Here is a 23098-nt window from a genome sequence, read left to right as displayed (position 1 = left end):
CTCCTCAGTGAACGCTTGGGAGCCTTACCGCGGAGGCGAAATCTTCTGCCACCAGTTCGCTGATCGCAATCAGTGTTTCCTCGATCGTAAAACCAGAGGCCACAGTCGCCTCGATCAGATCCTGCAGATCAGGTCCGATAGCCTCGCGGCAATCGTCAAGCCGATCATCGGAAACCGTCAAACTACGCAACTCTTCCATGATGTCCCTTTCCAGAACAGAGGGGCCAGAATAGAGCGCCACCGGCTTATTGCGGCGGCGCTGCTGTTATCAGCGCGCAGACGCGCGGCGTCTTGCTGCCGGTAGAAGCCCTTCACGCTGCATCTTCTTGCGGGCAGCCTTGCGCTGCCGGGCTATAGCCTGGGCTTTTTCGCGGACGCGACGCTCGGAGGGCTTCTCGTAGGCCCGGCGCTCCTTCATTTCTCGAAACAGTCCTTCGCGCTGCATCTTCTTTTTCAGCGCCCGGAGAGCCTGTTCAACATTGTTGTCTCTAACGATGACCTGCATGTTTTCTCCTTGCGAATGATGGTACCGAACCCGCTCGCCTGGCGATCTCGCGGCATTCGTCCTGCACGGGTGGGCGCAAATCCAAGCAGGCTTGGATCAAACGATCAGAGGATCTGGCTCTGCCGCTGCGTGGTTACGGCTGCGATAGGTACTGGACCAGCCAATGGTCGATGTTTGCGAAAGTCTTGTCTGGACCGCGCTTCCTCAAGAGGAGATCCTGCGGTCCGATGGGTCCTTACCCAGCCGATAAGGGTGATAGGAGGTAAGTAAGAGCGGGGTGACGTTATTGCAAGCCGGCCTGATTCCACCTCGGCGTCGGGGCAACGGAACTTTCTGAAGCCATGCACATTCCCCTCGCCGAGTGCGGACCGTGTCAACCGGACGCGACGGGGATGGTGAACATGGCGATTTTTCCGGTTTCCCGCCATGGCCAACGAAATGGCAGACGAGCACCCAACCTGTCCGGCCCGCCTCGCCGTCTGGAGGTCGATTGAAAATAGCCACCTACAATATCAACGGAATTGTCGGCCGCCTCCCAATACTCGTGCGATGGCTGCAAGAAGATGCGCCGGACATCGCCTGCCTTCAGGAGCTGAAGACTCCCGATGATAAATTCCCCCAACGGGAGATCGAACGCTTAGGCTATCGCGCCGTCTGGCACGGCCAAAAGAGCTGGAATGGCGTGGCAATCCTTGCGAGAGACGTTCTGCCGGTGCTTACGCGCCGAGGCTTGCCGGGAGACCCGGACGACAGCCACAGCCGCTACATCGAGGCTGCCGTAAGCGGTCTGTTGATCTGCTGCCTCTATCTTCCAAACGGCAACCCTGTGCCCGGCCCTAAGTTCGACTACAAGCTGCGCTGGTTTCAACGCCTGCATCACTATGCCGGAGAGCTCCTGGACATCGAAGTCCCGACCCTCCTCATCGGCGACTTCAACGTCATACCGACAGACATGGATGTCTATTCGCCGGAACGTTGGCGCGATGATGCCCTGTTCAGACCAGAGGTCAGGAAGGCCTATGCCAGGCTGGTTCAACAGGGATGGACGGATGCGCTTCGCCACCTTCATCCGGACGAGCGAATCTACACCTTCTGGAAATACTGGAGAAACTCATTCGAACGGGATGCCGGACTGCGGATCGACCATGTGCTTCTCAGCCCAGACATCGCCCCACATCTTCGCTCTGTGAGCGTCCGGCGCAATCCGCGACGGTGGAACCACACGAGCGATCATGCACCCGTCATGATTGAGCTCGACCTGCCTTACGTGGCGGGCGAGAGCCGTTGAGTTCACAGGTATAGAGCGCCGGCGAAACCTCCTCATCCGCACGCTCCGGAAAAAGTTGCCGGCGTATGCGATCCAGTGCCTCTGCTTCCTTGCGCGTTCTTGCAAGCAGATCGGGGGTGACATCGCCGTAGCGTTTGCCATCCGCCGAAGCAACACCAACCGTCCCGCCGCTCGACAGGAAGTCGCAGAAAGATCGCACGGATCGAAGACGCGTGGTGATCTCGATATAATAGCTATCGTAGCCGGCCATGCTCATCTCCTTCGCTCTCAAAGGTTAACGCGCACTGCGTCAATATGATGGCGCTCATTGCGTGGCTCGGCGGTACCTTCCTGAAAGCACGGCCGCGATCGAAGCCGTGGGTCATCACCCACGCATGGGCGTTATTCTCTTTTGGTGGAACATTCATCCGTCCACCGCCTTTGTTCTCTCAAGGAGAAATTGCCATGGCCAACGCTCGCACCACTTTCCACGAAGTCGTCTCGGAGATCGCGGCGCTCACGATTTCAAACGCAGCAGATCATATCGGTCAGTGGACGGTTGAATATCTGACCCGACGCGAAATCTTCTATCAGTTTTCGGGAAATTGCAGTCTCGCAGGTGAGGACGTTACCGGGCATCGGTTCGACGGTACACGCGACACGCTGACAGCCTTACCACCAAATCTGCTCGTTCCCGCCATCTCCGATTTCGACAACAACACAATCATGGCCTTCTATATCGGGCCGAGCATATCGGTGACGACGATCGCTCGGGAAGCGGTCGATTGCTCCGTGCGGGCTCCGGAAGTACTGCTGGTAGACATCACCGTCGATGACGAAGATTTGCTTTCAGGTACAAGATCACTGACACGGCTGGCCTTCGTTGGCCTCGATGCCGATGAAGGATGGTCGCCGCTTGTTCCATGCGCCGATATCCTGACTATAAGTGACATGATCCACCCGTTCTGGTGCCACGGTAGACAGGTTGCCAGGGGTGGTCTGCTGCAGATCAGGATCTGACGAGACGATCCTGTGCCAGATGCGACCTCACGTCCGGGGCTTCTCATGTTCGTGAGCGGTCGCCGGGTCGTCACTCAGTCGAATAACTCACCACGCCCAATCTGTCCTTGCTTCGCATCGATATCGCTGATCGACGGATCCTCGGCGGGGTCTGGATCCCTTGTGTTTGCTTCCTTGAGCGAGCGGGCCGCCTCAACCAGTGCCACTGTTATTTCATCCGTGCTCCAGCCCGCCGCGTTGGCATCAGCGACAAGCGCCTCCAAGGCCATACGGGCAGCGTCTGTCGCCTCCTGATACCGATGCGTAGGATCATTCGTTGTCGGAACTGGAAAACTCATATGCGTTCCTTTCGAGCGTTCGAACAGATGTGGTGTTTGAAGTGAACGCAGAGGATTGCAATTGGATGCGTCGATCATCTCGACTTGCGACGCAAGCCAGCTTGTATCAAGCAAGGCTCCTCGATGAATGCCCGTCTCTTGGCAGCGCGGAGTGAAGCCTTGAGTGAATCACGCCCACGCAGAGCCCAGGAAACGAAGACCCCGGAACCAACCGCGAGCATATCGGTTGATACAATGAATTCCAAGCCACGAGAGAAGCGTAGCCCGCGGAAGAGCCGAAGGGAGGTTTCAATGTATGTGAGCGACGCAAAGGTAACGCATCGGCACAAGGTCTGGCATGTCGATTTCTTCGGCGACGCCGGTGAGCAGTTGACAGTACGTCTTCCCGAAGCGGCGGCGAGCGAAGAAGCCGCACTCGATCGCGCCAGGGATGGTGCAGTTGACGCCCTTCGGCACTCGCGGCGGCAAGCCAAGCCTCAATCGCTACGACAGTTTGAGCAACGGCAATTTCGACGACGATCAACCGCTCGTCGGAGTGAAGCACTAAGGGAGGGAGTTGGATGACCATACGACAGGGGAGCTGCGGTTGCGGCAAGATACGCTACCAGGTCGAGGGTGAGCCGAAACGGATCGGGCTTTGCCATTGCACCGACTGCCGGCAGGAAAGCGGCGCAGCCTTTACCTACTACGCCATCTGGCGGAAGGACGCCTTCCAAACCACGGGGGAAACCGCAGTGCATCACGGCCGCCATTTCTGCCCGACCTGCGGTTCGCGGGTCTTTGCCTACGACGAAGACGAGGCCGAGATCAAACTCGGAACGCTTGAGGACGCGCCAACCGGCCTCAAGCCCACCTACGAGCTTTGGATCAAGCGGCGCGAACCCTGGCTACAGCCGGTGGAGGGAGCAGAACAGTTCATGGAAGATCGTATCTGATCGACGTGGAGAGTTCGGCAATCGCCCACACGCGATCGATCCCTGTTATCGCCGAACTCCCGTCAATTATTCGCTTCGGCTGTCACCCTTAGCGAGAACGCAAAAAGGCGAGAGGCATCACTGTCATGCGAGAAGAAGGCAGTGATCTGGACCGTGCCGCCACCAGGAGCGTCACGGCAATGATGCCGGCGAGTTTCAGCCAGGGATAGTTCGCAAGCCGCTGATTGGCTCTCCCATCCGCCGATTGGGCGCGTGTCGAAATGGCGGTCTTTGCCTGCTCGCGGAGGAGAGCGACGCGTCGGCGCAACGACGTCAGGTCCGCCTGCAATCTTGCGAGCTCGGCAGTCTCCTGCTCCTCCGCCGATTGATCGACCCGCGGCAACATAGCCTCCTCCGCTCCGGCCGCCTTTTCGATATCGGCAAGATGTTCATCAACCTCGGCTTTCGTTTTGAATCCGCGCGTTCGTATATCCGTCATGGGCACCTCCATCCGGCGGGTCGATTATCGCAAGATGAAAACGCGCTCAGCGGTCATAAGTTCGAAGCTCGCCGATACATCCCGCGTAGTGCCCATAACCTCAAGCGATAGACAATCAAGTGGGCATCTCGTCTCCCACTGCACGGTCGAAGCGCTCGACCAAAGCTCGGCTTTAGAGGGCATCAGCATCCGGGCCGCTAGCGCGCACCTGTCACATGGTTCAGCTCCGCCATCAGGGCGCGACCGCTGGACCACGCGATGACGACATAGGCAAGCAAGCCAACCACAACCCCCATCAACAAGTCCACCAAGGGCAAATGCAGGCTGCCGCCTGTCATATGCAGGGCCAGACCGACGGCGCCGACCATGACGCAGGCGCCCAGCCCGGCGGGAAGAACCCTGCGCAACAGGGAGGGCCAACGGAAACCCGTGCCGCGCTGCAGGAAGTAGAGAGAGATTGAGGTGGTCAATGCCGCAGCCACGACCTGCGCGATCGCGATATTGACGAGGTCCGGGCGGACCCAGCCGGCAATCGCAAGACAGGCGAGGCTTGTTGCTGTGAACACCATATTCAGCCGTGGCAACAGGGAGACCCGGCCGATAATGCTGAGTACGGGTTCGTTGAGCATCTGGATGACGGCAATACCGCGCGCAGCTGCCAGAAGAATAAGCACTGGGGCGGCCGCGAGCCACTGGACCCCAAGCAGCACACTGACGAGCTGCTCGGATACGACGGCAAGCCCCATGAAGACGGGAAGAGCGGCAAATGCGGTAGCCGCCATGATCAATGACGTGAGCCGGCTGAGGCCTTCCGCCCCGCCGCCCGCCGCGCTCTGCTGGCGGGAGAAATAACTCCATGCCAGCATTCGCACGGGTTCGGAAATGAGCTCTGTGACCGCGCCGACGATGCGACTTGCCATTCTGTAGAGGCCGACCTCCGTCGCGCCGATGAAGAACACGATCAGGAATTCCGCACCGTAACTTTGCGCGAACTGCATCAGGCGTGACGCCAGGAGCCGTGTAGAATAGGCAAGCGCCTCGCGGGCAGTCGTGAGCTGGAATTCGAAGCGCGGAAGCCAGCGCGCAAAGCCCGTGGACATCAGGAGAGCGACAATGACGACGCAACAGCGTCCTGCCGCGAGCGCGACGATGCCCCAGCCAAGCAACAGTCCGCCGGTCGTGACCAGAAGGCCCGAAAATTCGGATGCTGCCTGATAACAGGCAAGTTCACGCAGGCGTCGTCCCCTGACCAGTACGCCGCTCTGGCAGATAATGAACGTTCCGGGCACGATGGTCGCCATCAGCAGCAAGAGAGTGACAAAGATCGATCCGGTGGGTGCCAGCCAGACGAGCGAAACGGCAAGCCCGATCAGGCCAAGGATGGTGAAGGCGAAACCGCTTGCAAGCGCGCAAAAAAGGACCGTACCGGGCAGCTCTCGATCGTGCGGCGCAGCAATCAGGTATTCGCTCCATCCGGCTTCGGCAATCTTCGATTGCAGCAACACGGTCGAGGAGACCATGGCAAAGACGCCAACGTCGGCCGGTGAGAGGACGCGGGCCGCGACGAGCAACGTACCGATACCGCAGAGCTGACTGACCAGACGAGCGCCCGAAACCCATAGCGCATCCCGCGATGTAGAGACACTACGCGGCTCCTGGTCTTGATCTGCGCCGAGTAGTGATGCCGTACTAGATGTGCCCATGGTCACATGTTCTATTGAGTTTATCTGGCATTTATATTTGCATTATTACGCGTACCGCACGTGTTACCAAAGTAACAACTTTGGTGTATATTCTATGTTGACGATCTATACTCACTTCTGCATAGTCAAGATGGAATTACAATCCTGCATATGAAGATTGGTCGGCACATGCATGGATTTCATCCGGCCCTTTGTGACGACACAAAATCGTTTATTGGCCAATTTGGCCGGAGGGACATAATAATGATCATACTTGCACATCGTGGCTGGTGGCTTGCCCCCCATGAGCGGAACACTTTAGGGGCATTCGACAAGGCTTTTGCCGCCGGGCATGGCGTCGAACTGGATGTTCGCGACCTGGATGGCGAACTGGTTATTTCACACGATCCCGCCACAACCGGCGCATTGTCCTTTGCGCGCGTTCTTGAGTGCTATGCAGCAAATGGCGCCCCGGGCCGGCTCGCCATCAATATCAAGGCGGACGGCCTCTGCCCTGCCCTGGTGCCGATGCTGGAGCAGTATGGGGTGACGAAACGCTCCTTCGTTTTCGATGCCTCGGTTCCCGATCTCAGGCCCTATCTCGACAGCGGCATCCCGGTTTTCACCCGCTACAGCGAAGTCGAGCTCTACCCATCCTTCTACGAACGTTGCGAGGGTGTCTGGGTAGATTCCTTCACCGAAAAGCCGGCATCCATCGAACGCGCGATCGACGATCTCCGACGCGGAAAATACGTCGCGATGGTCTCGCCGGAACTGCACAAGCGCCCGCATGAGGCAGTCTGGGCTGCCTGGTCCGGCGCATTGCGACAGGCTGCGAAGAGCGGACTTCCACTCGAGCGGCTGATGATCTGTACCGATCTGCCCGATGCAGCCGAGCAGAGCTTTGCCTGGATGGTTGAGGAGGAAGTCACATGATCCGTGCTGTTTTGTTCGACATGGATGGCGTGCTGATCGATGCCAAGGAATGGCATTATGAGGCGCTGAACCGGGCGCTCGATCTTTTCGGCATGCCGATTGATCGCCAAGCCCATCTGACCACGTTCGATGGCCTGCCGACCCGCCGCAAGCTGGAGATCCTCTCCCGTACCAACGGTTTGCCGAAGGGACTGAACGAGCTGATCCATGAGCTGAAGCAGGACTATACGATGGAGCTGATCTACACCCGCTGCAAGCCGGTGTTTGCCCATCAATATGCGCTCAGCCGTCTCAAGCACGACGGCTACAAGATCGCCGTCTGCTCGAACTCGATCCGTGTCACCATCGAGTCAATGATGCGGCGCGCCGGATTGGCGGACTATATCGACCTCATCGTATCCAATGAGGATGTCACCCGGGCCAAGCCGGATCCGGAAATGTATGTGACGACGATGGAGCGCTTCGGTCTCAGGCCGGATGAGTGCCTTATTCTCGAAGACAATGAATATGGCCTGAAGGCCGCGCGCGACAGCGGCGCTTACGTCATGCAGATCGGAACACCGGCCGACGTTGTCTACGGCCGGATCGTGTCCGAAATCAAGCGTGTATCGGAGGTGATGGCATGATCGTCCTGTTCCCCACCACGGGCACAAGCCCGCATTTCAGCCCGGAAGACTACGCCTATCCGCGCCCGCTCATCGAAGTGGCCGGAAAGCCGATGATCCTGTGGGCGATCGAAAACATGAAGTCGCTCGGCGGCGACACGCATTTCCTCTTCCTCGTCGATCAGCAGGATGCCGTCAAATATTCCTACGAGCGGATCTTCGACCTCAGCACCAATGGTCGCTCCGAAGTCGTCATGCTGAAAGGCGCGACCGCCGGCGCGCTCTGCACCTGCCTGATGGCGATCGACAGGATCGACCCGACCGAGCCGCTGGTGATTGCCAACAGCGACCAGATTATCGACACCCGCCTTGCATCCGTGATTGCCGAATTCGAGGCAGCCAAAGCGGATGCCGGCGTCATCACCTTCGAGACGATCCACCCGCGCTGGTCCTATGTGACGCTTGGCGACGACGGCCTGGTCAACCGTACATCCGAGAAGGATGTGATCAGCAACAAGGCGATCGCCGGATTCTATTATTTCCGCGAGGCCCAGATTTTCTTCAAGGCCGCGACTGCTGCCTTGAGGCACGGGGTGACGGTGGATGACCGCTACTATGTCAGCTCCTCGCTGAACGAGGTTATCCTGGATGGCGGCCGTGTCGTTTCCGCAAGCGTTCCGGCGGACCGCTACCACAGCTTCTACAATCCGAAGATGATCGAGAACTTCGAGCTCAATGGGGTCCGCCGCCTGTCCTCCGCACAGGCCCAGCGACCCGTGCAGCTGGTAGTACCGGCCGCCGGCCGGGGCAGCCGCTTCGCCAAAGTCGGGTTCACCCGCCCAAAGCCCTTCATCGACGTGCTTGGCCGGCCGATGATCCAGCATGTGCTGGAAAACACGCTGCCGCCCGGCGGACAGCCGACGGTCCTGCTGCTGCGCGAACATCTGGACAGCCAGGCGGATGCGGTGGCCGAACTGCGCTCGCAGGGCGTCGGGATCGTTTCGGTCGATCAACTCACCGAAGGCACCGCCTGCACTGTTCTGCTGGCGCGCCAGCACCTCGACGAGGAAGCTCCGCTTCTCATCGCCAATTCCGACCAGGTTGTGGACATGCGTATCGTCGATTTCATCGATGACTGCATGTCGCGCGATCTCGACGGATCGATCCTTGTGTTTCGCGATCCGAAGCGCGACCCGAAATGGTCTTTCGCCGAAACCGATGCGGCAGGCTTCGTGCTCAGGGTTGCCGAAAAGCAGCCGATCTCCGAACTGGCGACGGTTGGTATCTACTTCTTCCGCCGCGCCGGCGATTTCATGAAGGGCGCGCTCGACATGATGGTGCACAACGACCGCACCAACAACGAGTTCTATGTCTGCCCGGCCTATAATTACGCCATTCGCAACGGTGCGCGCATCGGCGTTTACGAGATCGACGTCAGGAACATGCACGGGCTCGGCACGCCGGAGGACCTTGCCGAATATCTGCAGGGCCGCGAGCCTGCCTATGCGTGAGGTCGCAACCAACCCGGACGCGACAGCGCCGCTGAACATCGTCATTCCCATGGCCGGGAATGATTTTGAGCGACCTGACGGCTCGGTGAAGGCGGAAACGCCGGTTGGAAAGACAACATTGCTCGGCGCCACGCTGGAGGCGCGCGCCTGGTGGAGCGGTGCGGCCGTGCCTGTTTTCGTGCTGCGGGACAGGCCAGCATCACAGCGCTACGCCCGTGAAACATTGCTGGCACGCTATCCAACAGCGCGCATCGTTTGGCTGTCCGAAATGAGCGGCGGCGCCGCCTGGAGCGCTGCGGCCGGTATGGCGCTCGTCGCGTTTCCGGACGCACCCGTCATCATCGATCTCTGCGATATCATGTTCGATTGCGATGCTGATATTGCCGACATCTTCGCTGCCGACGCCAATCTCGGCGGTCTCGCGCTCACATTCGCTTCCCGCCATCCGCAATACAGCTATCTCAGCCTTGGAAAGGATGGCCGGATGCAGGAGGCAAGGGAAAAGGTCGTTATTTCCGATCATGCATCGGCAGGTGTTTATGCTTTCCGCAACGCTGCCGTTTTTCATCTGGCTCTGGCCCATAGCCTGGAGAACCGAGCACGCCTTTCGCACAACGGCCTGCTCTTTGTCTGCCCGATGCTGAACGGCGTGGTCGCTCACGGTTTCGATGTCCGGACGCTACCGGCGCGCAATGTGTTCGATGTGAAGATCGCAGACGCGGCCCTTGCCGGCTAGCGTCGACGACGGAGGAAATACTGGTGCCGTCCCGCTTCGACCGGGACAAGCGGAGCCTTGCTGACGATCCCTTGACGCGCTTCGCGGGATCAGAGGACGAGTAAACGGGAGATCATCATGACGGCCGGAACATCAAGCAGATTACCCTCTCTCGCCATTATCATACCCTGCTACAACAATGCTGAAACGCTTGCCGAGGCGCTCGACAGCGCTCTGGCACAGGATTATCCGGACTTCGAGGTTCATATCTGCGACAACGGCTCCACCGACGGCAGCCGGGAAATAATCGAATCCTACTCGTCTCCTTTGCTGAAGCCGGCTCTGCACCGCGACACCGTACCGCGCACGGACAATTGGAACCGCGCCTATACCGCCGGCGCGAATGCTGATTACCTCGTCACACTGCACGCCGACGATCGCCTCGCTCCGGGCGCGTTGCGCGCCATCGGGCGCGCGGCAATGCGCAACCCCGCCCTGATCCACGGCCGTTTCAGGCAGATCACCTATGAAGGAGACCCGATCCCTGGCCACCGCTTCGCGTGGAGTTACAGCAACAGCGGTGAGGCCTTCCGGGAATTGCTGCTGCTCAACAATATGGTCGCGATGCCGGGTGCGACGATCCGGACGGATGTCTTCTTCAAGGCCGGCCGCTGGGATCCGGCCTGGCAATATCTGCAGGATATGGAGCTCTGGTGGCGCTGCGGCGAGCTCGGAGAAGTGGCTTTTGTCGCCGACATGCTTGGCGACCACAGGGCATACAAGCATCCGCAGGCGCTGCACCGGCACGCTGAGGAACATCTGCGCTGGGCGACGCGCAGACTTCGCAACGCTCCAACCGCCCGCCTGCGGCAAGCCGCCGCCGACGGGCTGAACGCCTATCTCACGCGGCTCGAAGCGGAAGTGGATACCTTGCCGGATGTCGCGGCCAGTTTGGTAGAGCCCGTGAGGGCAGCCAGGGCAGCACTCGCGAAGGCACCGGGAACACGCGTAGATGCCCTTCGCCGGCAGAGACTGTTGCGCATGCGGGCCGCATCGCTCTCAGCTATCACAAAGCTCTTCGGGAGACTTTCGCCCTGGCAGGCCTTGTCGCGTTGACGATCGACGGCATCCTCGGTTGAGATCCGTGCAAGCGGTAGTCCTTCAAATCGTCTTCGTGGCACGACTACCGACTGGGCTGGATCCTGCTAGTTCCCGGGCCGTTTGACAGGAGGTCGTGATGAGCTTCATCGCGGCCGGTCAGCACTTGCTGCACGCGGATCCATACACGGCCGCCGCGACGGTCATCGTGATCCCCTGCGGCAAAGAGTGCAGCGAGAATGCCTGGCATCGCAAGCAGGATCGCGATGACAGGCACGGCCAAGGCCACCGGGTCTTTCTTCGGGATAGATCATGGATGACCGGGGAAGAGACGCGGCAGATGCCGCGTCGATATTGAGGTTAGTTGATGACCTGGATCACCTTGCGGGAAGAAGGCTCGACGATGACACGTTCATCGTTCACGATCGCATAAGCATATTTCGGATTGTCCGGAATGGGCGTTACGACAACAGTCTCCGGCAAGGCGTGGCCGACAACGACCTTTTCCTTGACGACCACGCGGGCCGAGGGAGCCGGAGCTTCGCGAACATAGGTGACGACCTTCTGCGGCGGCGGATCGATGGCCGTGCCGACAATTGCACCGGCTACGCCGCCGACTGCCGCACCCACCGGGCCACCGACGATCGCCCCGGTTACGGCGCCACCAGCGGCACCATTGACCGTCGAAGACTGGGCGAGTGCGATGCCTGACATGAGAGACGCGGCAACAGCCGTGCCCACAACTAGTTTGGAGAGCATTTTCTCCTCCTCTGGTTTCGAGGCGGCCTCCTTGACCGCTGCCAAACCAACGACCGGTTTTCCTTGCTGTTCCGGATCCCGGACCTCAGTCGGACTGGCTTCAGACTTTGGTCCGATCCCGCGCGGACTGAAGTCCCTGCCCCGGAACGCACTGCCTCCTCATCCGTTCGGCCCTCCATCGAAAGAGGAGTTAGTCATGGACGACAGGAACGAAATCCCGGAAATTTCCAGCGCATGGAACGCATCCCTGCTTGCGCTCGTCATCTTTCTTGCCGTCATGCTCTACGTCTTCGGCACGGCCATGTCGGGTGATACCGATGAGTTGACCGCCAGCATTCGCGGCGCCGATGTCGTCCAGTCCAGGTGAGGTGGAAAAGTCCGGCCGATGCGATAGTTTGCATGGATCGTCGCAAATCAGGTTGGAAATGAACTGGCTCATACGGTGGAACGCCCGCTCCCTCGCCTCCCAATTCTTCATCATGGGAGGACTCGTCTCACTTGCAGCAATGTTCGGGATCGGGCTCATCGTCACCCGACTTATCGAAAATGCCGTCATTCACAATTCCGGGGCTGCAACAGCGCTTTACGTGGACAGCGTGGTCGCACCCCTGCTTCCCGACATGCAGACGGAATCGCTGCTCGATGACGCGAGTGCCCAAGCGCTCGATGAAACACTTGGACAGGGCGCACTTGGCCGCCGTCTCGTGTCGTTCAAGCTGTGGCGCCGTGACGGCACGATCCTCTACTCCAATGAAAAGGAGCTGGTGGGGAAGACATTTCCGGTCAATGGCAAACTCGCCCAGGCGTTTGCAGGCTCGCTGGTCGCGCGTTACGAAGTCGCAAGCGACCCTGAAAGCGCCGAAGAGCGGAACCTCGGCAGGGCGCTCATGGAAATCTACAATCCTGTTTTGCAGCCTTGGTCGGGAGAGGCCGTGGCTGTGCTTGAATTCTACGAGACTTCCGAAGGGCTGGAAGACAGCCTCGCGCAGGCACGGCTCTGGAGCTGGCTGGCCGTGGCCGGCCTGACCGCGATTTTCTTCCTCACCCTCTCCATTCTTGTCTTTCGCGGCAGCCATACGATCGAAGTGCAACGCGAAGCGTTAAAGGCCAGGGTAGACGAACTCTCCGCACTTCTGGCTGAAAATCGCGGCCTACAACGCCGGCTTCAATTGTCTTCCCAGCGCGCCGCGGCCTTGAACGAAACCTATTTGCGCGGCATCGGTGCCGATCTGCATGACGGTCCCGCGCAGCACATCGCCTATGCCTCGCTGCGGCTCGACAGCAACCTGCTTGTCGACGCCGCTGTCCAGCCGGAGGCACGCGAAAAGGAGCTCACCTGGATCCGTTCGAGTCTCGCCGAGGCGATGAAGGAGATCCGCGACATCTGCAAGGGACTGGTACTGCCGCAAATCGAGAAGGCTTCGATTACGGAAATCGTGAAACGCGTTGTCGAAGCCCACCAAGAAAAGACCGGCACTACTGTCGATACAAAAATTGACGAGGACGATCCGGAACTTGCCACCGCTCTCAAAATTTGCATCTACCGCTTCGTTCAGGAGGCGCTCAACAATGCCTATCGCCACGGAGGCGGCGTGGAGCAGGCAGTCAGAGCAACATCACACGGCGGCGCCGTCCGCGTCGAAGTCAGCGACCGAGGCGAGGGTTTTGATCCGACGCAGGTAAGGCCGGCGAGCCTCGGCCTTGCCGGGCTCAAGGAACGGATCGATAGCCTTGGCGGGGAATTCGACATAATAACCGGCGAAGGCGGAACGACTGTCATCATGACCTTCGCGCCTATGGAAGTGGAGGATTAGGATGACGTCCATCAAAATCGGCGTGGTAGACGACCATCCCCTGTTCCGCGAGGGGGTCACCCGCAGCCTCTCCGAGGTCAGCGATTTTGTCGTCGTCGGAGAAGGTGCCAACACATCTGATGCAGCAATGATCGCCGCCGATACCCGTCCGGACGTGCTGCTTCTCGATGTGTCGATGCCTGGGGACGGCCTATCGGTGATCGACGAGATCCTTTCCATAAGCCCGGAGACCAAAATTCTCATGCTCACGGCTTCAGAGGAAGTCGATACGCTGGTCGAGGCGCTGCAACGCGGCGCAAAAGGTTACATTCTCAAGGGTGTCGGCTCCCGCGGCCTGGCGGACGCCATCCGCACCGTCTTCAAGGGAGCCCGCTACGTCTCCCCGGCGATGTCAGCCAAAGTCATGGAATATTCGTTGAGCGGGCAGGCATCGGACAGGGACGCGCTTACTCCTCGGGAACGCGAGGTGATGGATCTCGTGGCGCAAGGCCTTTCAAACAAGCACATCGGCCTGCGTCTCGACCTGCAGGAGAAAACGGTAAAGCATCATATGACCCAGATCCTGACAAAACTCGGCGTAACGAACAGGACGGAAGCTGCCTTGCGGTGGCGCGAAAAACGCTAGCGCAGGAGGCGCGTGAGCCGCGTGCTGTCAGCCGACGTCGCCCGCCGGTTGATGATCGTACGGCCTTTCGAATCCTTCATGATGTAGCGTCCTGCACGTAGGGTTTCGGTTATTCCATTCGTATGCCGGACATCGATCGTGCCGTCCGTATCTTCGGTTGCGCGTGCTCCCGATGTCGAGGACGCATTGCCCGTGCTGCCGCCTCCGGTCGAGCTGGATCGTCCGCTCCCGCTGCTGTTGCCGCTGCCGCCCGAATTACCGTTTCCGTTCCCCCCGCCGTTGCCGCTCCCGCCGCCATTGYCGTTGCCGTTTCCCCCGCCGTTACCATTTCCATTTCCCCCGCCATTACCATTTCCGCCGCCGTTGCCGTTTCCACCACCTCCGCCATTACCGCCGTTGCCGTTCCCATTTCCCCCGCCATTGCCGTTATCGTTCTTTGCAAAGGCTGCCTGGCTGGCGAGCGAGGGAAACGAACCCGCCACATCAACCTTCAGCGGCGCAGCGGCAAGAAAACTCGCGCCGCAGCCCATCAGAAAATTGCGCTTGGAGATCACCATCGTCGCTTGCCTTGTCCTTTTTCCTCAAGTGTCTGCTCAAAGCAGGAAGCATGAGATTGACCGCTTGTTCCGAAATTGCAAGACGGTCGGACATAGGTGCCAGATGACCTCGGACTTTGGTCCGGGGCAAAAAGCAAGCGTCATCACCAAGGACGCGATCTTCTCACGGGAAGACTAAAATGATCTTGCCTAGATTACGGGAGCTACACACTGACGTCTTGGCCCGTCGAATGGCTGATAGCTGTTGTCCACAGCGCGATAGGAATTATAGCGGGCGGCGCACCATGATATATGCGGGCTCTGGGCTGCGTCCGCCGCGGGTAGCCCGACGGAGGGCTCTCTTTCTTCAATCACGCACGGTTTGCGGGGTCCCCCGTCAAAAGGCTGATATGTGTTGTCGGCCACATTATAAGACCGATAACGTTGCTGGCACCGGCTGAGATGACGACCGTCAGCAGTCCATTCCTGCTTCGGCTGCTCGATCGCCCCTGTCATCGTTGCATCAGGCGGCGCAATGGCAGTTACGCCAACCAGCTTGGCCGGCGTTGAGGACAAATCGTTAGCCGCGGCCTGAAGGGGCGGAAGCCGCTCGTAATTTTGCGTTTTTGGATCAACGTGTGTCGGTATCGTCGTCCAGAGCGGCGCATCGAGGTTGGCGAAATGATGCGGCGCCGGTTCGCGAACCCCATAGGAGGCAAAGCCGAGACCGCCAACCAGAACGATCGGGATCACCGGCAGAAACATGGATGGTGTAGCAAGCGACTTCATGACTCAGTCTCACATTCCCAGTTGACATAGAAATTAGGAAGTGAGGTTTCGGTTCCGCAGCCGGATGGGAAATCGCATCTTTTGATGCTTATTTGGCCGGGATGGTGAGCCGCCTCCTGTAAATAGGAATTTATTGCCATCGCCCCGGTTTTGACGGATAGCTGTTCTATCGGTTGATCCCGTCGACCGCAGCAGATTACGGACAGAAAGAGGAAGCATGTCGCAGAGAGCGGGCAGCGCCGACCTCCCCCTTCACGGAGGGCGCGTGCCGCCATGGCTGGGTAACCGCATGACGACACTCGGCGCTCTGATCGCCGAGGCAATCGTGCACCATTACGGGCGCGATGAATTCCTGCGCCGGCTTGCCCATCCCTTCTGGTTCCAGTCATTCGGCGCCGTCATGGGCATGGATTGGCATTCCTCCGGCATCACGACCAGCGTGCTCGGGGCGTTGAAACGTGGACTGAAACCACTCTCCAAGGAACTCGGCCTTCATGTCTGCGGCGGGCGCGGTGCGCAATCACGCAAGACGCCGGACGAACTGATGGCGATCGGTGATCGCACCGGCCTTGACGGTGCCGGCCTTGCAAAGACAAGTCGCCTGGTCGCCAAGGTAGATAGCGCAGCGGTGCAGGATGGTTTCGATCTCTATCTGCACGGCTTCATCGTCGCCGATGACGGCCATTGGGTGATCGTCCAGCAAGGTATGAACGGCGACAAGCGTCAGGCGCGGCGCTATCACTGGTTTTCCGAAGGACTGGAGAGCTTCGTCAATTCCCCGCATGCGGCGATCGAAGGCCGCTCGCAGGGTGAGATCATCAATCTTGCCGACCGCCGCGCTGAAAAATCCCGTCACGACCAGCTCGATCTCCTTGCAACACTTGGACCGGATCGCATCATCCGCGAGGCGGCAGCCCTTGCCTTGGCGGCCGGTCCCGCACCCGCTCCTGAGCCGGTAGAACAGCCGATGCTGCCGCACCTCATCATGCCCGCGCACCATGATGTCCGCGAAAGCGACGTCAATATGCGGCGGCTGCACGGCAACCTTGCTGCGGCTGCTGATCGTGGACCGGTCGATTTCGAGAATCTGCTTCTTGTGCCCGGCGTCGGCGCGCGCACAGTCAAGGCGCTGGCGCTCGTCGCCGAAGTCGTGCACGGCGCGCCGTGCCGTTTCTCCGATCCTGCCCGCTTTTCGATCGCTCACGGCGGCAAGGACAGGCACCCCTTCCCTGTACCGCTCAAAGTCTACGACGAGACCATCAATGTGATGAAATCCGCGATCGTGAAGGGCAAACTCGGGCGCGATGAGGAACTGCAGGCCTTGCGTCGTCTCGACGACCAGTCGCGCAGCATGGAGCGCTACGTCACCGGCCCCGACCTCAAGGAAATTGTCGCAGGCGAATTCCGGCAGTCCTCGGCCTTCGGCGGCCGAAGCGTCTTTGGCTGGGAACAGCCGCCGGAAAATACGCCTGTGGAAGAAACAGCACGCCCTCGTAAAGATCTCCGCTGAGCGCGTGCGTGCCCCTGTATCGAGCATTTCGGCGGTTTTCATCTCGAAACGATGAGGAAGCGGCTCGAACGGAGTTTTCGTCGCCGAGGAGCGATCGACAGGAACATCCCAGTCCTGAGATCACTTCCTCGACATTGTTTAACGGCTAGCCGATCAGCAGCTTAACCCAGGCCTCGACATCATCGCCGCTGCTCAGGTCCGGCCGCACCAGTCCGTCGATCATAAAGGTCGGCGAGACATGGATGCCGTTCTGGCGGGCATATTTGCAGTGCCATTTGATCTCCTTGTCGAGATTGGGGATAGCGAAGGCCTCTTTCAGCGCCACGCCGCTGTAGTGCTCGAGGCGCTCGATGATCTCATTCGGGGTGGCATCCATATTAGGACCGCCGGCATGACGCTCGAACTCGAATTCCTCACGATGGACGGCGACGGCCGCCATGACCTTCTTTGCGGTTTCCTTGCCACCATTCAGTGTCGAGGCTGCAAGAACAGAACGCACAATCACGCCGGAATAGAGATGCCAGGGCTGCGACTGCAGGCGGATCTTGATTGTGATCCTGTCCGCTCCGGCCTGTTCGAGCAACGCATCCAGCTTGTTGAATGTCCTGACGGAATAGGGGCAGGTCGGCTCCAGAAAGGCCTCGAAAATGCGCGGTCCGAAACCCCAAGCGAGCGGGTCTGCGTGCCATGAAGTCGTTGTCATGTTCATGTCCTTTTGTCCTGCGGATCGATGTTACCGGTCAGCATAATCACCGGAGCAGCCTCCGTCGCTGATGATATGGCTGTTTCCTGCCTAATTATTCATGGCACATGAAAGGCATAAGACCGTTCGTTCCATCATCCCCCTTTCACAACGGCACCAAGCCGCTATGCTGTTCTCAGGGATCAGATGATGGATAATTCGATGACGCAGACACGGCAGGGGGAGTTGCGCGAGCGAATGACGATCCTCGGCGATGTCGATGCGGCCTCGTTCATTCCGTGGATCCGTCGCCATGCCGACAAGCTTGGACTGTCCCAGGATTTCTTTTACATGGGCGCCGACCGAATCGAACTTGAGGTCGCAGGTCCCGTTGAGCTGATCGACATGCTGGAAATGGGGTGTTCGCTCGGTCCGATCGACGTCTGGGTGGACGAGATTCAGCGCAGGATTGTAGACCCTGCCGACACACCGTAGCCCTGACCACATTTGGGGCCTGCCCTTTATTTAATCATTGTTGCCAATGCGGTTTTTTTATGCAAGCCTCTGACAGCTGAGGCCGCCAGCTCGGGAACCGTGCACGGCCGGCGGCGCTAAAGCCTTGGGAATATTGAGGACTTATACGTTATGCCATCTGATACGGCCGGCTCTTGGACGCCAGTCGCCCTTTCTGCTGATCTGCCGCCGGCAACCGTCATACCGGCCTGGACGCCAGCAGGATCGATCGCTCTCTGGCGCACTCAGTCAGGGCGCGTATCGGCATCGTCGGATCGCTGTCCGCATCGCGGGATGCGATTGTCCCACGGCTTCGTGCGCGGCGAGGCACTCTCCTGCATCTATCACGGCTGGAGCTATTCTCCGGCGGGAGGATGCATCCGCATCCCTGCCCACCCCGAACTCGTGCCGCCGGAAACGATCCGTGTCGCAATTCATGAGGTCGAGGAATCGGGTGGTGTCATCTGGGTTGCCGTTGGAGAACCCTCGGCGTCACAGCCATCGCTTGATGATCTCTTGCCGTTGCGCTCGTTGACTGCCGAGGCCGGCATTCCGGCGCTCGAAGCCGCTGCGGGCGCGAAAATTGGTATGGACGGGCTCATTCCAATTGCGAACTGTCCATGGGTCCGGCTGCTATCGACTGAGCAAGCAGGGCGCACGCTCATTCACGTCATGATCGAAAAGGATCGCAGCCCGGCGGACCGAGTCACGGCGTCCCGCGTCGCCGAGGCCGTGCGTCGGCAGGCGGAAGCGCGGCAGAAGGAGGTGGCATGACGAAGGCTGGCGCAATGATCGACGAATGGTATCCGGTCGGCCTTTTTTCCCGCCTCAGCGAAACCGGCACAAAGACCGCTCTGATGGGCGAGCCCATAGAAGTCGCGCGCACCTCCGATGACAATGCGCAGGTGACATCAGCCGATGGGCGCAGCCTTCCGGTCCGCATCCGCTACGGCCATGTCTGGTCGTCGCTCGGCAATCCCGGCAAGGAGCTTTTTGCCATTCCCGAGGCGGACCAGCCCGGCCGCCGCTTCGTCGATGTGGGCGTCGTGCGGGTGCGCTGCTCACCGCTGCGGGCGGTCGAGAACTTCCTCGACATCGCCCATTTCCCCTTCGTCCATACCGATATTCTGGGCGCCGAGCCTCATACGGAAGTCCAGAACTACAAGGTCGAGATCCGCGAAGACGAGGACGAGGTCTGGGCAACGCAGGTGAAATTCTATCAGCCGCAGGCCGCCAAATCGGCGACCGGCGGCATCACCACCGAATATATGTATCGCGTGCCGGCACCTACCTGCTCGGTACTCTACAAGACCTGCCCTCCCCGCCCCAGCGAATGGGACGTCATTACCCTCTTCGTCCAACCGCTTGCGGAAGACCTTTGCGACGTGTGGCCATGGATGGCACTCTTTGATGACGACACACCGATGACAGATCTCATTCATTTCCAGCAGATGATCTTCCTGCAGGACCGCTCGATCCTCGAGAACCAGATCCCAGCCCTTCTGCCGCTCGATCCCGGCATGGAAATACCGACGCGCGCAGACCTGACTTCGGTCGCCTACAGACGCTGGCTCAAGCGCCACAACTATACCTACGGTGCACAGTTGGTCGCGCAATGAAGCTCTACGACTACATTCTCTCGCCGAGTTGCTACAAGATCCGCCTGATGGCGGCAATCCTCGGTATCAAACTGGATATCCGGGCGGTGGATTTTCATCCTGGCGCTGAACATCGCGGTCCGGAACTTCTGGCGCTCAATCCGGCAGGGTCGATTCCGATTCTGGAAGATGGCGATCTCGTTCTGACGGAATCCTCCGCCATTCTCGCCTATCTCGCCGCCCAAGGCGCGCCGGAATGGTTGGGTACAAGCACGCCTGAAGAGACGGCGCGAGTGCAGCAGTGGCTGTCCTTCTCGCATCGGCTGACCGCCAGTCTCGGCGGCGCGCGGCTGCATGAAATGCTTCTGCGCCCCGGCAATATCGAAAGCCTTCAGGCGCAAGGCATCGCCGCGCTGCGCGAGCTGGAGGCTGGTCTCTTCGAACAGCAGCTTCGCGGTATGCGCTTCCTGGCGTCGAACCGCGCCACGATCGCCGATATCGCCTGTTTCCCCTATGTGGCGCTCGCGCCCGATGGCGGCATCTCGCTCGATCCCTATCCAAACATCCGGCTCTGGTTGAGGGCCGTCCGCAGCCTTGGCGGCTTCATCGAGATGCCCGGCATTCACCGCCTGCACGAGCTGAAGCCCGATCCTCATCCTGCGAAGGAGGAAAGCTGAGATGGCCGGCTACCTCCTGAAAAATTGCGCAGCAGTCATCGTCAGTGAGGGCAACGGACCAAGCGTGCGCCGGAACGTGGACGTGCTGACCAATGGTCCGGCGATCCAGGCAATTGGCACGAACCTGTCACAGGAGCCCCTGCCATCAGGCACGATCGTCCAGGATGCCGCCGGCTGGTTCGTTTATCCCGGCCTCGTCAACACGCATCACCATTTCTTTCAGTGCTTCGTACGCAACCGGGCCGATCTCGACTGGACGAAACTGTCGGTCATCGAGTGGCTGGACCGCATCTACCCGATCTTCTCGCGGCTGAACGAGGATTGCTTCTACCATTCCTCGGTCACCGCCATGGCCGAGATGATCAAGCATGGCTGCACGACGGCTTTCGACCACCAATATTGCTTTCCTCGGCACGCCGGAAAGCGCCTGATCGACCGGCAGTTCGAGGCGGCCGAGCTTCTCGGCATGCGTTTCCATGCAGGCCGCGGCGGCAATACGCTGCCGAAATCCGAGGGATCGAYGATCCCGGATGCCATGCTGGAAACGACGGATGAATTCATAGCCGATTGCGCCCGGCTGATCGACAGCTACCACGATGCCGGTCCCTTCAGCATGCGGCAGGTGGTCGTTGCGCCCTGCCAGCCGGTCAACTGCTATCGCGAGACCTTCGTTGAATCGGTGGCACTTGCCCGTGACCGCGGCGTGTTTTTGCACACCCATGTCGGCGAAGGCGAAAGCCCTGTCATCGAGGCACGGCACGGCATGCGTACGGTCGATTACTGCACTGAACTCGGCTTTGCAGGTCCCGACACCTTCTATGCTCACTGCTGGGAACTGACGCATGACGAACTCCGAAAGATGGCGGCAAGCGGCACCGGCGTCTCCCATTGCCCGGAACCGGTCTACCTTGTCGGCGCAGAGGTGACGGATATTCCGGCCATGTCGGCCTTCGACCTGCGCGTCGGGCTTGGCTGCGACGGCGCTGCCTCGAACGACAATTCCAACCTCATGCACTGCATCCACTCCGCCTATATGCTGCAATGCCTGTCGGCATCGACACGCGCTCACCCTGTTCCGCCGCCGGTCGATTTCCTTGGTTACGCAACGACGGGCGGCGCAAGCCTGCTCGGCCGCCGCGATATCGGACGTCTCGCGCCGGGCATGGCAGCAGACCTTTTCGCGATCGATACACGGCGGATGGACTATGTCGGCACGCGGCACGACCCGCTGAGCCTGATTGCCAAGGTCGGGATCGGCATGCCGACTGACCTCACCATGATCAACGGGCGCATCGTCTGGCAGGCAGGTGAATTCACCGGTCTCGACGAATTCAAGCTTTTCGCGGACGCCGAAGCGGCGCTCGCGGCTGTGGAATTCTGAACAACCAAAAGAGGGGAACTGACATGTCCAACAATCTGACCCGCAGAACGCTGATGAAGAGCGCCGCGGCTGCTGGCCTTGCCACGGCCTTTGCCGGCCGCTTTGCATTTGCTGCCGACGAACCGCTCGGCATCGCTCTCGTCGTACCCTCGCCGATCGGCGATGTCGGCTGGGGTCACGCGCTTGCCGCCGGCATCGATCCGATCAAGGCCGCCTATGGCGACAAGGTGAAGGTCACGATCATCGAAAACATCGCCGAGGGCCCGGATGCCGATCGCATCATGAACAAGACGGTCGCAGACGGAAACCATTTCCTGATCGCCGGCTCCTTCGGCTATCAGAACGGTGCACTGCAGATCGCCCGCCGCAATCCAAAGGTCACCGTCCTGCATGCCTCGGGCTTCCAGGTCGCGCCGAACTTCTCGCCCTTCGCTGCCAAATATTTCCAGGGCACCTATCTGCTCGGAATGGCGGCGGCGGCCGTCTCCAAGACCGGCAAGCTCGGCTCGGTTTCGGCCTTTGCCATTCCCGAACTGATCACCTCGATCAATGCCTTCACGCTCGGCGCGCAGGCCGTCAAACCCGACATCGAAGTCTCCGTCGTCTGGGTCAACTCCTGGTTCGATCCGGCCAAGGAGCAGGAAGCCGCCAAGGCTCTGATCTCGCAGGGTTGCGACGTCATCTTCTCGAATGCGCAGGATACGCCTTCGGTCATCTCCGCCTGCGAGGAAGCCGGTATCTATGCCTTCAATCTGAACTCCTCGATGAAGAAATATGCCGAGAAGACCTATCTCGGCTGCGTCGCCACTGACTGGTCGCCCTTCTTCAAGGCGTCCGTCGATGCTCATCTCGCCGGCACCTTCAAGGGCGCCAACGCCTTCCTCGGCGTTGCCGACAAGGTGGTCGAGGTTGTCGACTGGAACCCGGCCATCCCAGCCGACACGATGAGCAAGATCAAGGAAATCGAGGCCAAGATCGCCAGCGGCAGCTTCTCGCCGTTTACGGGCCCAATCGCCAAGGCGGATGACAGTGAGGGTGTCGCCTCTGGCGCCACGCTGACGGACGCGCAGATCGTCGCGATGGATTGGCACGTCAAGGGTGTCAAGACGCCGTTGCCGAAATAA

29 protein-coding genes are annotated in these 23098 nt (G+C 59.8%); 19 read left to right on the top strand and 10 right to left on the bottom strand.

Going from position 1 to position 23098, the window contains the following annotated elements; all coding sequences use genetic code 11:
* Positions 1–4: 4 nt before the first annotated feature.
* Both AC1DF8_RS11865 and rpsU read right to left on the bottom strand, forming a co-directional pair.
* Positions 5–199, bottom strand: coding sequence for a hypothetical protein (locus AC1DF8_RS11865; protein WP_112545268.1), 195 nt, complete (start codon positions 197–199; stop codon positions 5–7).
* A 69-nt stretch (positions 200–268) separates the two neighbouring features.
* Entirely contained in the window at positions 269–505 is a 237-nt protein-coding gene (rpsU, locus tag AC1DF8_RS11860) for a 30S ribosomal protein S21 (RefSeq protein ID WP_112545267.1), read from the bottom strand.
* Positions 506–995: 490 nt separating this feature from the next.
* Between rpsU and xth the strand changes: the two genes are divergently transcribed.
* Positions 996–1793, top strand: a complete 798-nt coding sequence (xth, locus tag AC1DF8_RS11855) for an exodeoxyribonuclease III (RefSeq protein ID WP_113202035.1) — start codon at positions 996–998, stop codon at positions 1791–1793.
* Here xth and AC1DF8_RS11850 read toward each other — a convergent pair.
* Positions 1747–2043 (bottom strand): hypothetical protein, encoded by a 297-nt coding sequence (locus AC1DF8_RS11850; protein ID WP_112545265.1) that lies wholly within the window; start codon positions 2041–2043, stop codon positions 1747–1749. The genes xth and AC1DF8_RS11850 overlap by 47 nt on opposite strands.
* 194 nt (positions 2044–2237) lie before the next feature.
* Between AC1DF8_RS11850 and AC1DF8_RS11845 the strand changes: the two genes are divergently transcribed.
* Positions 2238–2792, top strand: a complete 555-nt coding sequence (locus AC1DF8_RS11845; protein ID WP_112545264.1) for a hypothetical protein — start codon at positions 2238–2240, stop codon at positions 2790–2792.
* A gap of 74 nt (positions 2793–2866) precedes the next feature.
* Here AC1DF8_RS11845 and AC1DF8_RS11840 read toward each other — a convergent pair whose 3' ends face one another.
* The gene (locus AC1DF8_RS11840; RefSeq protein WP_478153684.1) at positions 2867–3208 is read right to left on the bottom strand and encodes a hypothetical protein; all 342 of its coding nucleotides are present in this window, start codon (positions 3206–3208) and stop codon (positions 2867–2869) included.
* 482 nt (positions 3209–3690) lie between these two features.
* Between AC1DF8_RS11840 and AC1DF8_RS11835 the strand changes: the two genes are divergently transcribed.
* Positions 3691–4065: a GFA family protein gene (locus AC1DF8_RS11835; protein WP_478153682.1), complete on the top strand. Its 375-nt coding sequence runs from the start codon at positions 3691–3693 to the stop codon at positions 4063–4065.
* Between the two features lie 88 nt (positions 4066–4153).
* Here the strand turns inward: AC1DF8_RS11835 and AC1DF8_RS11830 are convergent, their stop codons facing one another.
* Together AC1DF8_RS11830 and AC1DF8_RS11825 are read right to left on the bottom strand one after the other, a co-directional pair.
* Positions 4154–4543, bottom strand: a complete 390-nt coding sequence (locus AC1DF8_RS11830) for a hypothetical protein (protein ID WP_478153680.1) — start codon at positions 4541–4543, stop codon at positions 4154–4156.
* 197 nt (positions 4544–4740) lie between these two features.
* Positions 4741–6246 (bottom strand): oligosaccharide flippase family protein, encoded by a 1506-nt coding sequence (locus tag AC1DF8_RS11825; RefSeq protein WP_478153678.1) that lies wholly within the window; start codon positions 6244–6246, stop codon positions 4741–4743.
* A 243-nt stretch (positions 6247–6489) separates the two neighbouring features.
* Here AC1DF8_RS11825 and AC1DF8_RS11820 point away from each other — a divergent pair, with 243 nt between their 5' ends.
* From AC1DF8_RS11820 to AC1DF8_RS11795, 6 genes are all read left to right on the top strand, one after another.
* Complete coding sequence (locus AC1DF8_RS11820) at positions 6490–7161, top strand: PI-PLC domain-containing protein (RefSeq protein ID WP_113145341.1); 672 nt, start codon at positions 6490–6492, stop codon at positions 7159–7161.
* On the top strand, positions 7158–7787 hold the full coding sequence (locus tag AC1DF8_RS11815) for an HAD family hydrolase (RefSeq protein WP_112545258.1): 630 nt from the start codon (positions 7158–7160) through the stop codon (positions 7785–7787). Before AC1DF8_RS11820 ends, AC1DF8_RS11815 begins: the two co-directional genes overlap by 4 nt.
* The gene (locus tag AC1DF8_RS11810; RefSeq protein ID WP_112545257.1) at positions 7784–9277 is read left to right on the top strand and encodes a glycosyltransferase family 2 protein; all 1494 of its coding nucleotides are present in this window, start codon (positions 7784–7786) and stop codon (positions 9275–9277) included. Before AC1DF8_RS11815 ends, AC1DF8_RS11810 begins: the two co-directional genes overlap by 4 nt.
* Positions 9270–10013, top strand: a complete 744-nt coding sequence (locus AC1DF8_RS11805; protein WP_478153675.1) for a glycosyltransferase family protein — start codon at positions 9270–9272, stop codon at positions 10011–10013. Before AC1DF8_RS11810 ends, AC1DF8_RS11805 begins: the two co-directional genes overlap by 8 nt.
* A gap of 117 nt (positions 10014–10130) precedes the next feature.
* A complete protein-coding gene (locus AC1DF8_RS11800) occupies positions 10131–11108 on the top strand; it encodes a glycosyltransferase (protein WP_113145340.1) in 978 nt (325 codons plus the stop codon).
* Between the two features lie 121 nt (positions 11109–11229).
* Entirely contained in the window at positions 11230–11448 is a 219-nt protein-coding gene (locus AC1DF8_RS11795) for a hypothetical protein (RefSeq protein ID WP_478153673.1), read from the top strand.
* A 2-nt stretch (positions 11449–11450) separates the two neighbouring features.
* Here the strand turns inward: AC1DF8_RS11795 and AC1DF8_RS11790 are convergent, their stop codons facing one another.
* Entirely contained in the window at positions 11451–11849 is a 399-nt protein-coding gene (locus AC1DF8_RS11790; RefSeq protein ID WP_112545477.1) for a DUF1236 domain-containing protein, read from the bottom strand.
* Between the two features lie 196 nt (positions 11850–12045).
* Between AC1DF8_RS11790 and AC1DF8_RS11785 the strand changes: the two genes are divergently transcribed.
* Genes AC1DF8_RS11785 through AC1DF8_RS11775 form a run of 3 tightly spaced genes read left to right on the top strand, consistent with a single transcriptional unit; the run spans position 12046 to position 14288 of the window.
* Positions 12046–12216 carry a hypothetical protein gene (locus tag AC1DF8_RS11785; RefSeq protein WP_183850403.1) on the top strand — a complete coding sequence of 57 codons (171 nt, stop codon included), beginning with the start codon at positions 12046–12048 and terminating at the stop codon, positions 12214–12216.
* A 58-nt stretch (positions 12217–12274) separates the two neighbouring features.
* Positions 12275–13663 (top strand): sensor histidine kinase, encoded by a 1389-nt coding sequence (locus AC1DF8_RS11780; RefSeq protein WP_112545255.1) that lies wholly within the window; start codon positions 12275–12277, stop codon positions 13661–13663.
* A gap of 1 nt (position 13664) precedes the next feature.
* Positions 13665–14288: a response regulator gene (locus AC1DF8_RS11775; protein WP_112545254.1), complete on the top strand. Its 624-nt coding sequence runs from the start codon at positions 13665–13667 to the stop codon at positions 14286–14288.
* Here AC1DF8_RS11775 and AC1DF8_RS11770 read toward each other — a convergent pair.
* Both AC1DF8_RS11770 and AC1DF8_RS11765 read right to left on the bottom strand, forming a co-directional pair.
* Entirely contained in the window at positions 14285–14845 is a 561-nt protein-coding gene (locus AC1DF8_RS11770; protein WP_478153670.1) for a hypothetical protein, read from the bottom strand. The two genes, AC1DF8_RS11775 and AC1DF8_RS11770, sit on opposite strands and share 4 nt — an antisense overlap.
* A gap of 189 nt (positions 14846–15034) precedes the next feature.
* A complete protein-coding gene (locus AC1DF8_RS11765) occupies positions 15035–15613 on the bottom strand; it encodes a BA14K family protein (RefSeq protein ID WP_113202223.1) in 579 nt (192 codons plus the stop codon).
* A gap of 217 nt (positions 15614–15830) precedes the next feature.
* Between AC1DF8_RS11765 and AC1DF8_RS11760 the strand changes: the two genes are divergently transcribed.
* Positions 15831–17123, top strand: a complete 1293-nt coding sequence (locus AC1DF8_RS11760) for a DUF763 domain-containing protein (RefSeq protein WP_478153668.1) — start codon at positions 15831–15833, stop codon at positions 17121–17123.
* Between the two features lie 145 nt (positions 17124–17268).
* On the opposite strand, the gene AC1DF8_RS11755 is transcribed toward AC1DF8_RS11760, so the two are convergent.
* A complete protein-coding gene (locus AC1DF8_RS11755; RefSeq protein ID WP_183886352.1) occupies positions 17269–17826 on the bottom strand; it encodes a thioredoxin in 558 nt (185 codons plus the stop codon).
* Between the two features lie 201 nt (positions 17827–18027).
* On the opposite strand from AC1DF8_RS11755, the gene AC1DF8_RS11750 reads away from it, so the two are divergent.
* The 6 genes from AC1DF8_RS11750 (at position 18028) to AC1DF8_RS11725 (ending at position 23098) form a co-directional block, all read left to right on the top strand.
* Positions 18028–18300 carry an acylphosphatase gene (locus tag AC1DF8_RS11750; RefSeq protein WP_112969185.1) on the top strand — a complete coding sequence of 91 codons (273 nt, stop codon included), beginning with the start codon at positions 18028–18030 and terminating at the stop codon, positions 18298–18300.
* A 150-nt stretch (positions 18301–18450) separates the two neighbouring features.
* Positions 18451–19092 (top strand): Rieske 2Fe-2S domain-containing protein, encoded by a 642-nt coding sequence (locus AC1DF8_RS11745; RefSeq protein ID WP_113014366.1) that lies wholly within the window; start codon positions 18451–18453, stop codon positions 19090–19092.
* Complete coding sequence (locus AC1DF8_RS11740; RefSeq protein ID WP_112969139.1) at positions 19089–19937, top strand: aromatic ring-hydroxylating dioxygenase subunit alpha; 849 nt, start codon at positions 19089–19091, stop codon at positions 19935–19937. Before AC1DF8_RS11745 ends, AC1DF8_RS11740 begins: the two co-directional genes overlap by 4 nt.
* Positions 19934–20593 carry a glutathione S-transferase family protein gene (locus tag AC1DF8_RS11735; protein WP_112969138.1) on the top strand — a complete coding sequence of 220 codons (660 nt, stop codon included), beginning with the start codon at positions 19934–19936 and terminating at the stop codon, positions 20591–20593. Before AC1DF8_RS11740 ends, AC1DF8_RS11735 begins: the two co-directional genes overlap by 4 nt.
* 1 nt (position 20594) lies before the next feature.
* On the top strand, positions 20595–21974 hold the full coding sequence (locus AC1DF8_RS11730) for an amidohydrolase (protein ID WP_478153664.1): 1380 nt from the start codon (positions 20595–20597) through the stop codon (positions 21972–21974).
* Between the two features lie 23 nt (positions 21975–21997).
* Positions 21998–23098 carry a BMP family ABC transporter substrate-binding protein gene (locus AC1DF8_RS11725; RefSeq protein ID WP_478153662.1) on the top strand — a complete coding sequence of 367 codons (1101 nt, stop codon included), beginning with the start codon at positions 21998–22000 and terminating at the stop codon, positions 23096–23098.

Source organism: Rhizobium sp. 05N49, from assembly GCF_056396805.1.
The sequence above is the reverse complement of the archived record's forward strand: the minus strand, read 5'-3'. Positions and strand labels throughout refer to the sequence as shown.

Coding starts and splice junctions, on each gene's coding strand:
- AC1DF8_RS11865 (WP_112545268.1), bottom strand. CDS start 199: ATGGAAGAGTTGCGTAGTTTGACGGTTTCCGATGATCGGCTTGACGAT.
- rpsU (WP_112545267.1), bottom strand. CDS start 505: ATGCAGGTCATCGTTAGAGACAACAATGTTGAACAGGCTCTCCGGGCG.
- AC1DF8_RS11850 (WP_112545265.1), bottom strand. CDS start 2,043: ATGGCCGGCTACGATAGCTATTATATCGAGATCACCACGCGTCTTCGA.
- AC1DF8_RS11845 (WP_112545264.1), top strand. CDS start 2,238: ATGGCCAACGCTCGCACCACTTTCCACGAAGTCGTCTCGGAGATCGCG.
- AC1DF8_RS11840 (WP_478153684.1), bottom strand. CDS start 3,208: ATGATCGACGCATCCAATTGCAATCCTCTGCGTTCACTTCAAACACCA.
- AC1DF8_RS11835 (WP_478153682.1), top strand. CDS start 3,691: ATGACCATACGACAGGGGAGCTGCGGTTGCGGCAAGATACGCTACCAG.
- AC1DF8_RS11830 (WP_478153680.1), bottom strand. CDS start 4,543: ATGACGGATATACGAACGCGCGGATTCAAAACGAAAGCCGAGGTTGAT.
- AC1DF8_RS11825 (WP_478153678.1), bottom strand. CDS start 6,246: ATGGGCACATCTAGTACGGCATCACTACTCGGCGCAGATCAAGACCAG.
- AC1DF8_RS11820 (WP_113145341.1), top strand. CDS start 6,490: ATGATCATACTTGCACATCGTGGCTGGTGGCTTGCCCCCCATGAGCGG.
- AC1DF8_RS11815 (WP_112545258.1), top strand. CDS start 7,158: ATGATCCGTGCTGTTTTGTTCGACATGGATGGCGTGCTGATCGATGCC.
- AC1DF8_RS11810 (WP_112545257.1), top strand. CDS start 7,784: ATGATCGTCCTGTTCCCCACCACGGGCACAAGCCCGCATTTCAGCCCG.
- AC1DF8_RS11805 (WP_478153675.1), top strand. CDS start 9,270: ATGCGTGAGGTCGCAACCAACCCGGACGCGACAGCGCCGCTGAACATC.
- AC1DF8_RS11800 (WP_113145340.1), top strand. CDS start 10,131: ATGACGGCCGGAACATCAAGCAGATTACCCTCTCTCGCCATTATCATA.
- AC1DF8_RS11795 (WP_478153673.1), top strand. CDS start 11,230: ATGAGCTTCATCGCGGCCGGTCAGCACTTGCTGCACGCGGATCCATAC.
- AC1DF8_RS11790 (WP_112545477.1), bottom strand. CDS start 11,849: ATGCTCTCCAAACTAGTTGTGGGCACGGCTGTTGCCGCGTCTCTCATG.
- AC1DF8_RS11785 (WP_183850403.1), top strand. CDS start 12,046: ATGGACGACAGGAACGAAATCCCGGAAATTTCCAGCGCATGGAACGCA.
- AC1DF8_RS11780 (WP_112545255.1), top strand. CDS start 12,275: ATGAACTGGCTCATACGGTGGAACGCCCGCTCCCTCGCCTCCCAATTC.
- AC1DF8_RS11775 (WP_112545254.1), top strand. CDS start 13,665: ATGACGTCCATCAAAATCGGCGTGGTAGACGACCATCCCCTGTTCCGC.
- AC1DF8_RS11765 (WP_113202223.1), bottom strand. CDS start 15,613: ATGAAGTCGCTTGCTACACCATCCATGTTTCTGCCGGTGATCCCGATC.
- AC1DF8_RS11760 (WP_478153668.1), top strand. CDS start 15,831: ATGTCGCAGAGAGCGGGCAGCGCCGACCTCCCCCTTCACGGAGGGCGC.
- AC1DF8_RS11755 (WP_183886352.1), bottom strand. CDS start 17,826: ATGACAACGACTTCATGGCACGCAGACCCGCTCGCTTGGGGTTTCGGA.
- AC1DF8_RS11750 (WP_112969185.1), top strand. CDS start 18,028: ATGACGCAGACACGGCAGGGGGAGTTGCGCGAGCGAATGACGATCCTC.
- AC1DF8_RS11745 (WP_113014366.1), top strand. CDS start 18,451: ATGCCATCTGATACGGCCGGCTCTTGGACGCCAGTCGCCCTTTCTGCT.
- AC1DF8_RS11740 (WP_112969139.1), top strand. CDS start 19,089: ATGACGAAGGCTGGCGCAATGATCGACGAATGGTATCCGGTCGGCCTT.
- AC1DF8_RS11735 (WP_112969138.1), top strand. CDS start 19,934: ATGAAGCTCTACGACTACATTCTCTCGCCGAGTTGCTACAAGATCCGC.
- AC1DF8_RS11725 (WP_478153662.1), top strand. CDS start 21,998: ATGTCCAACAATCTGACCCGCAGAACGCTGATGAAGAGCGCCGCGGCT.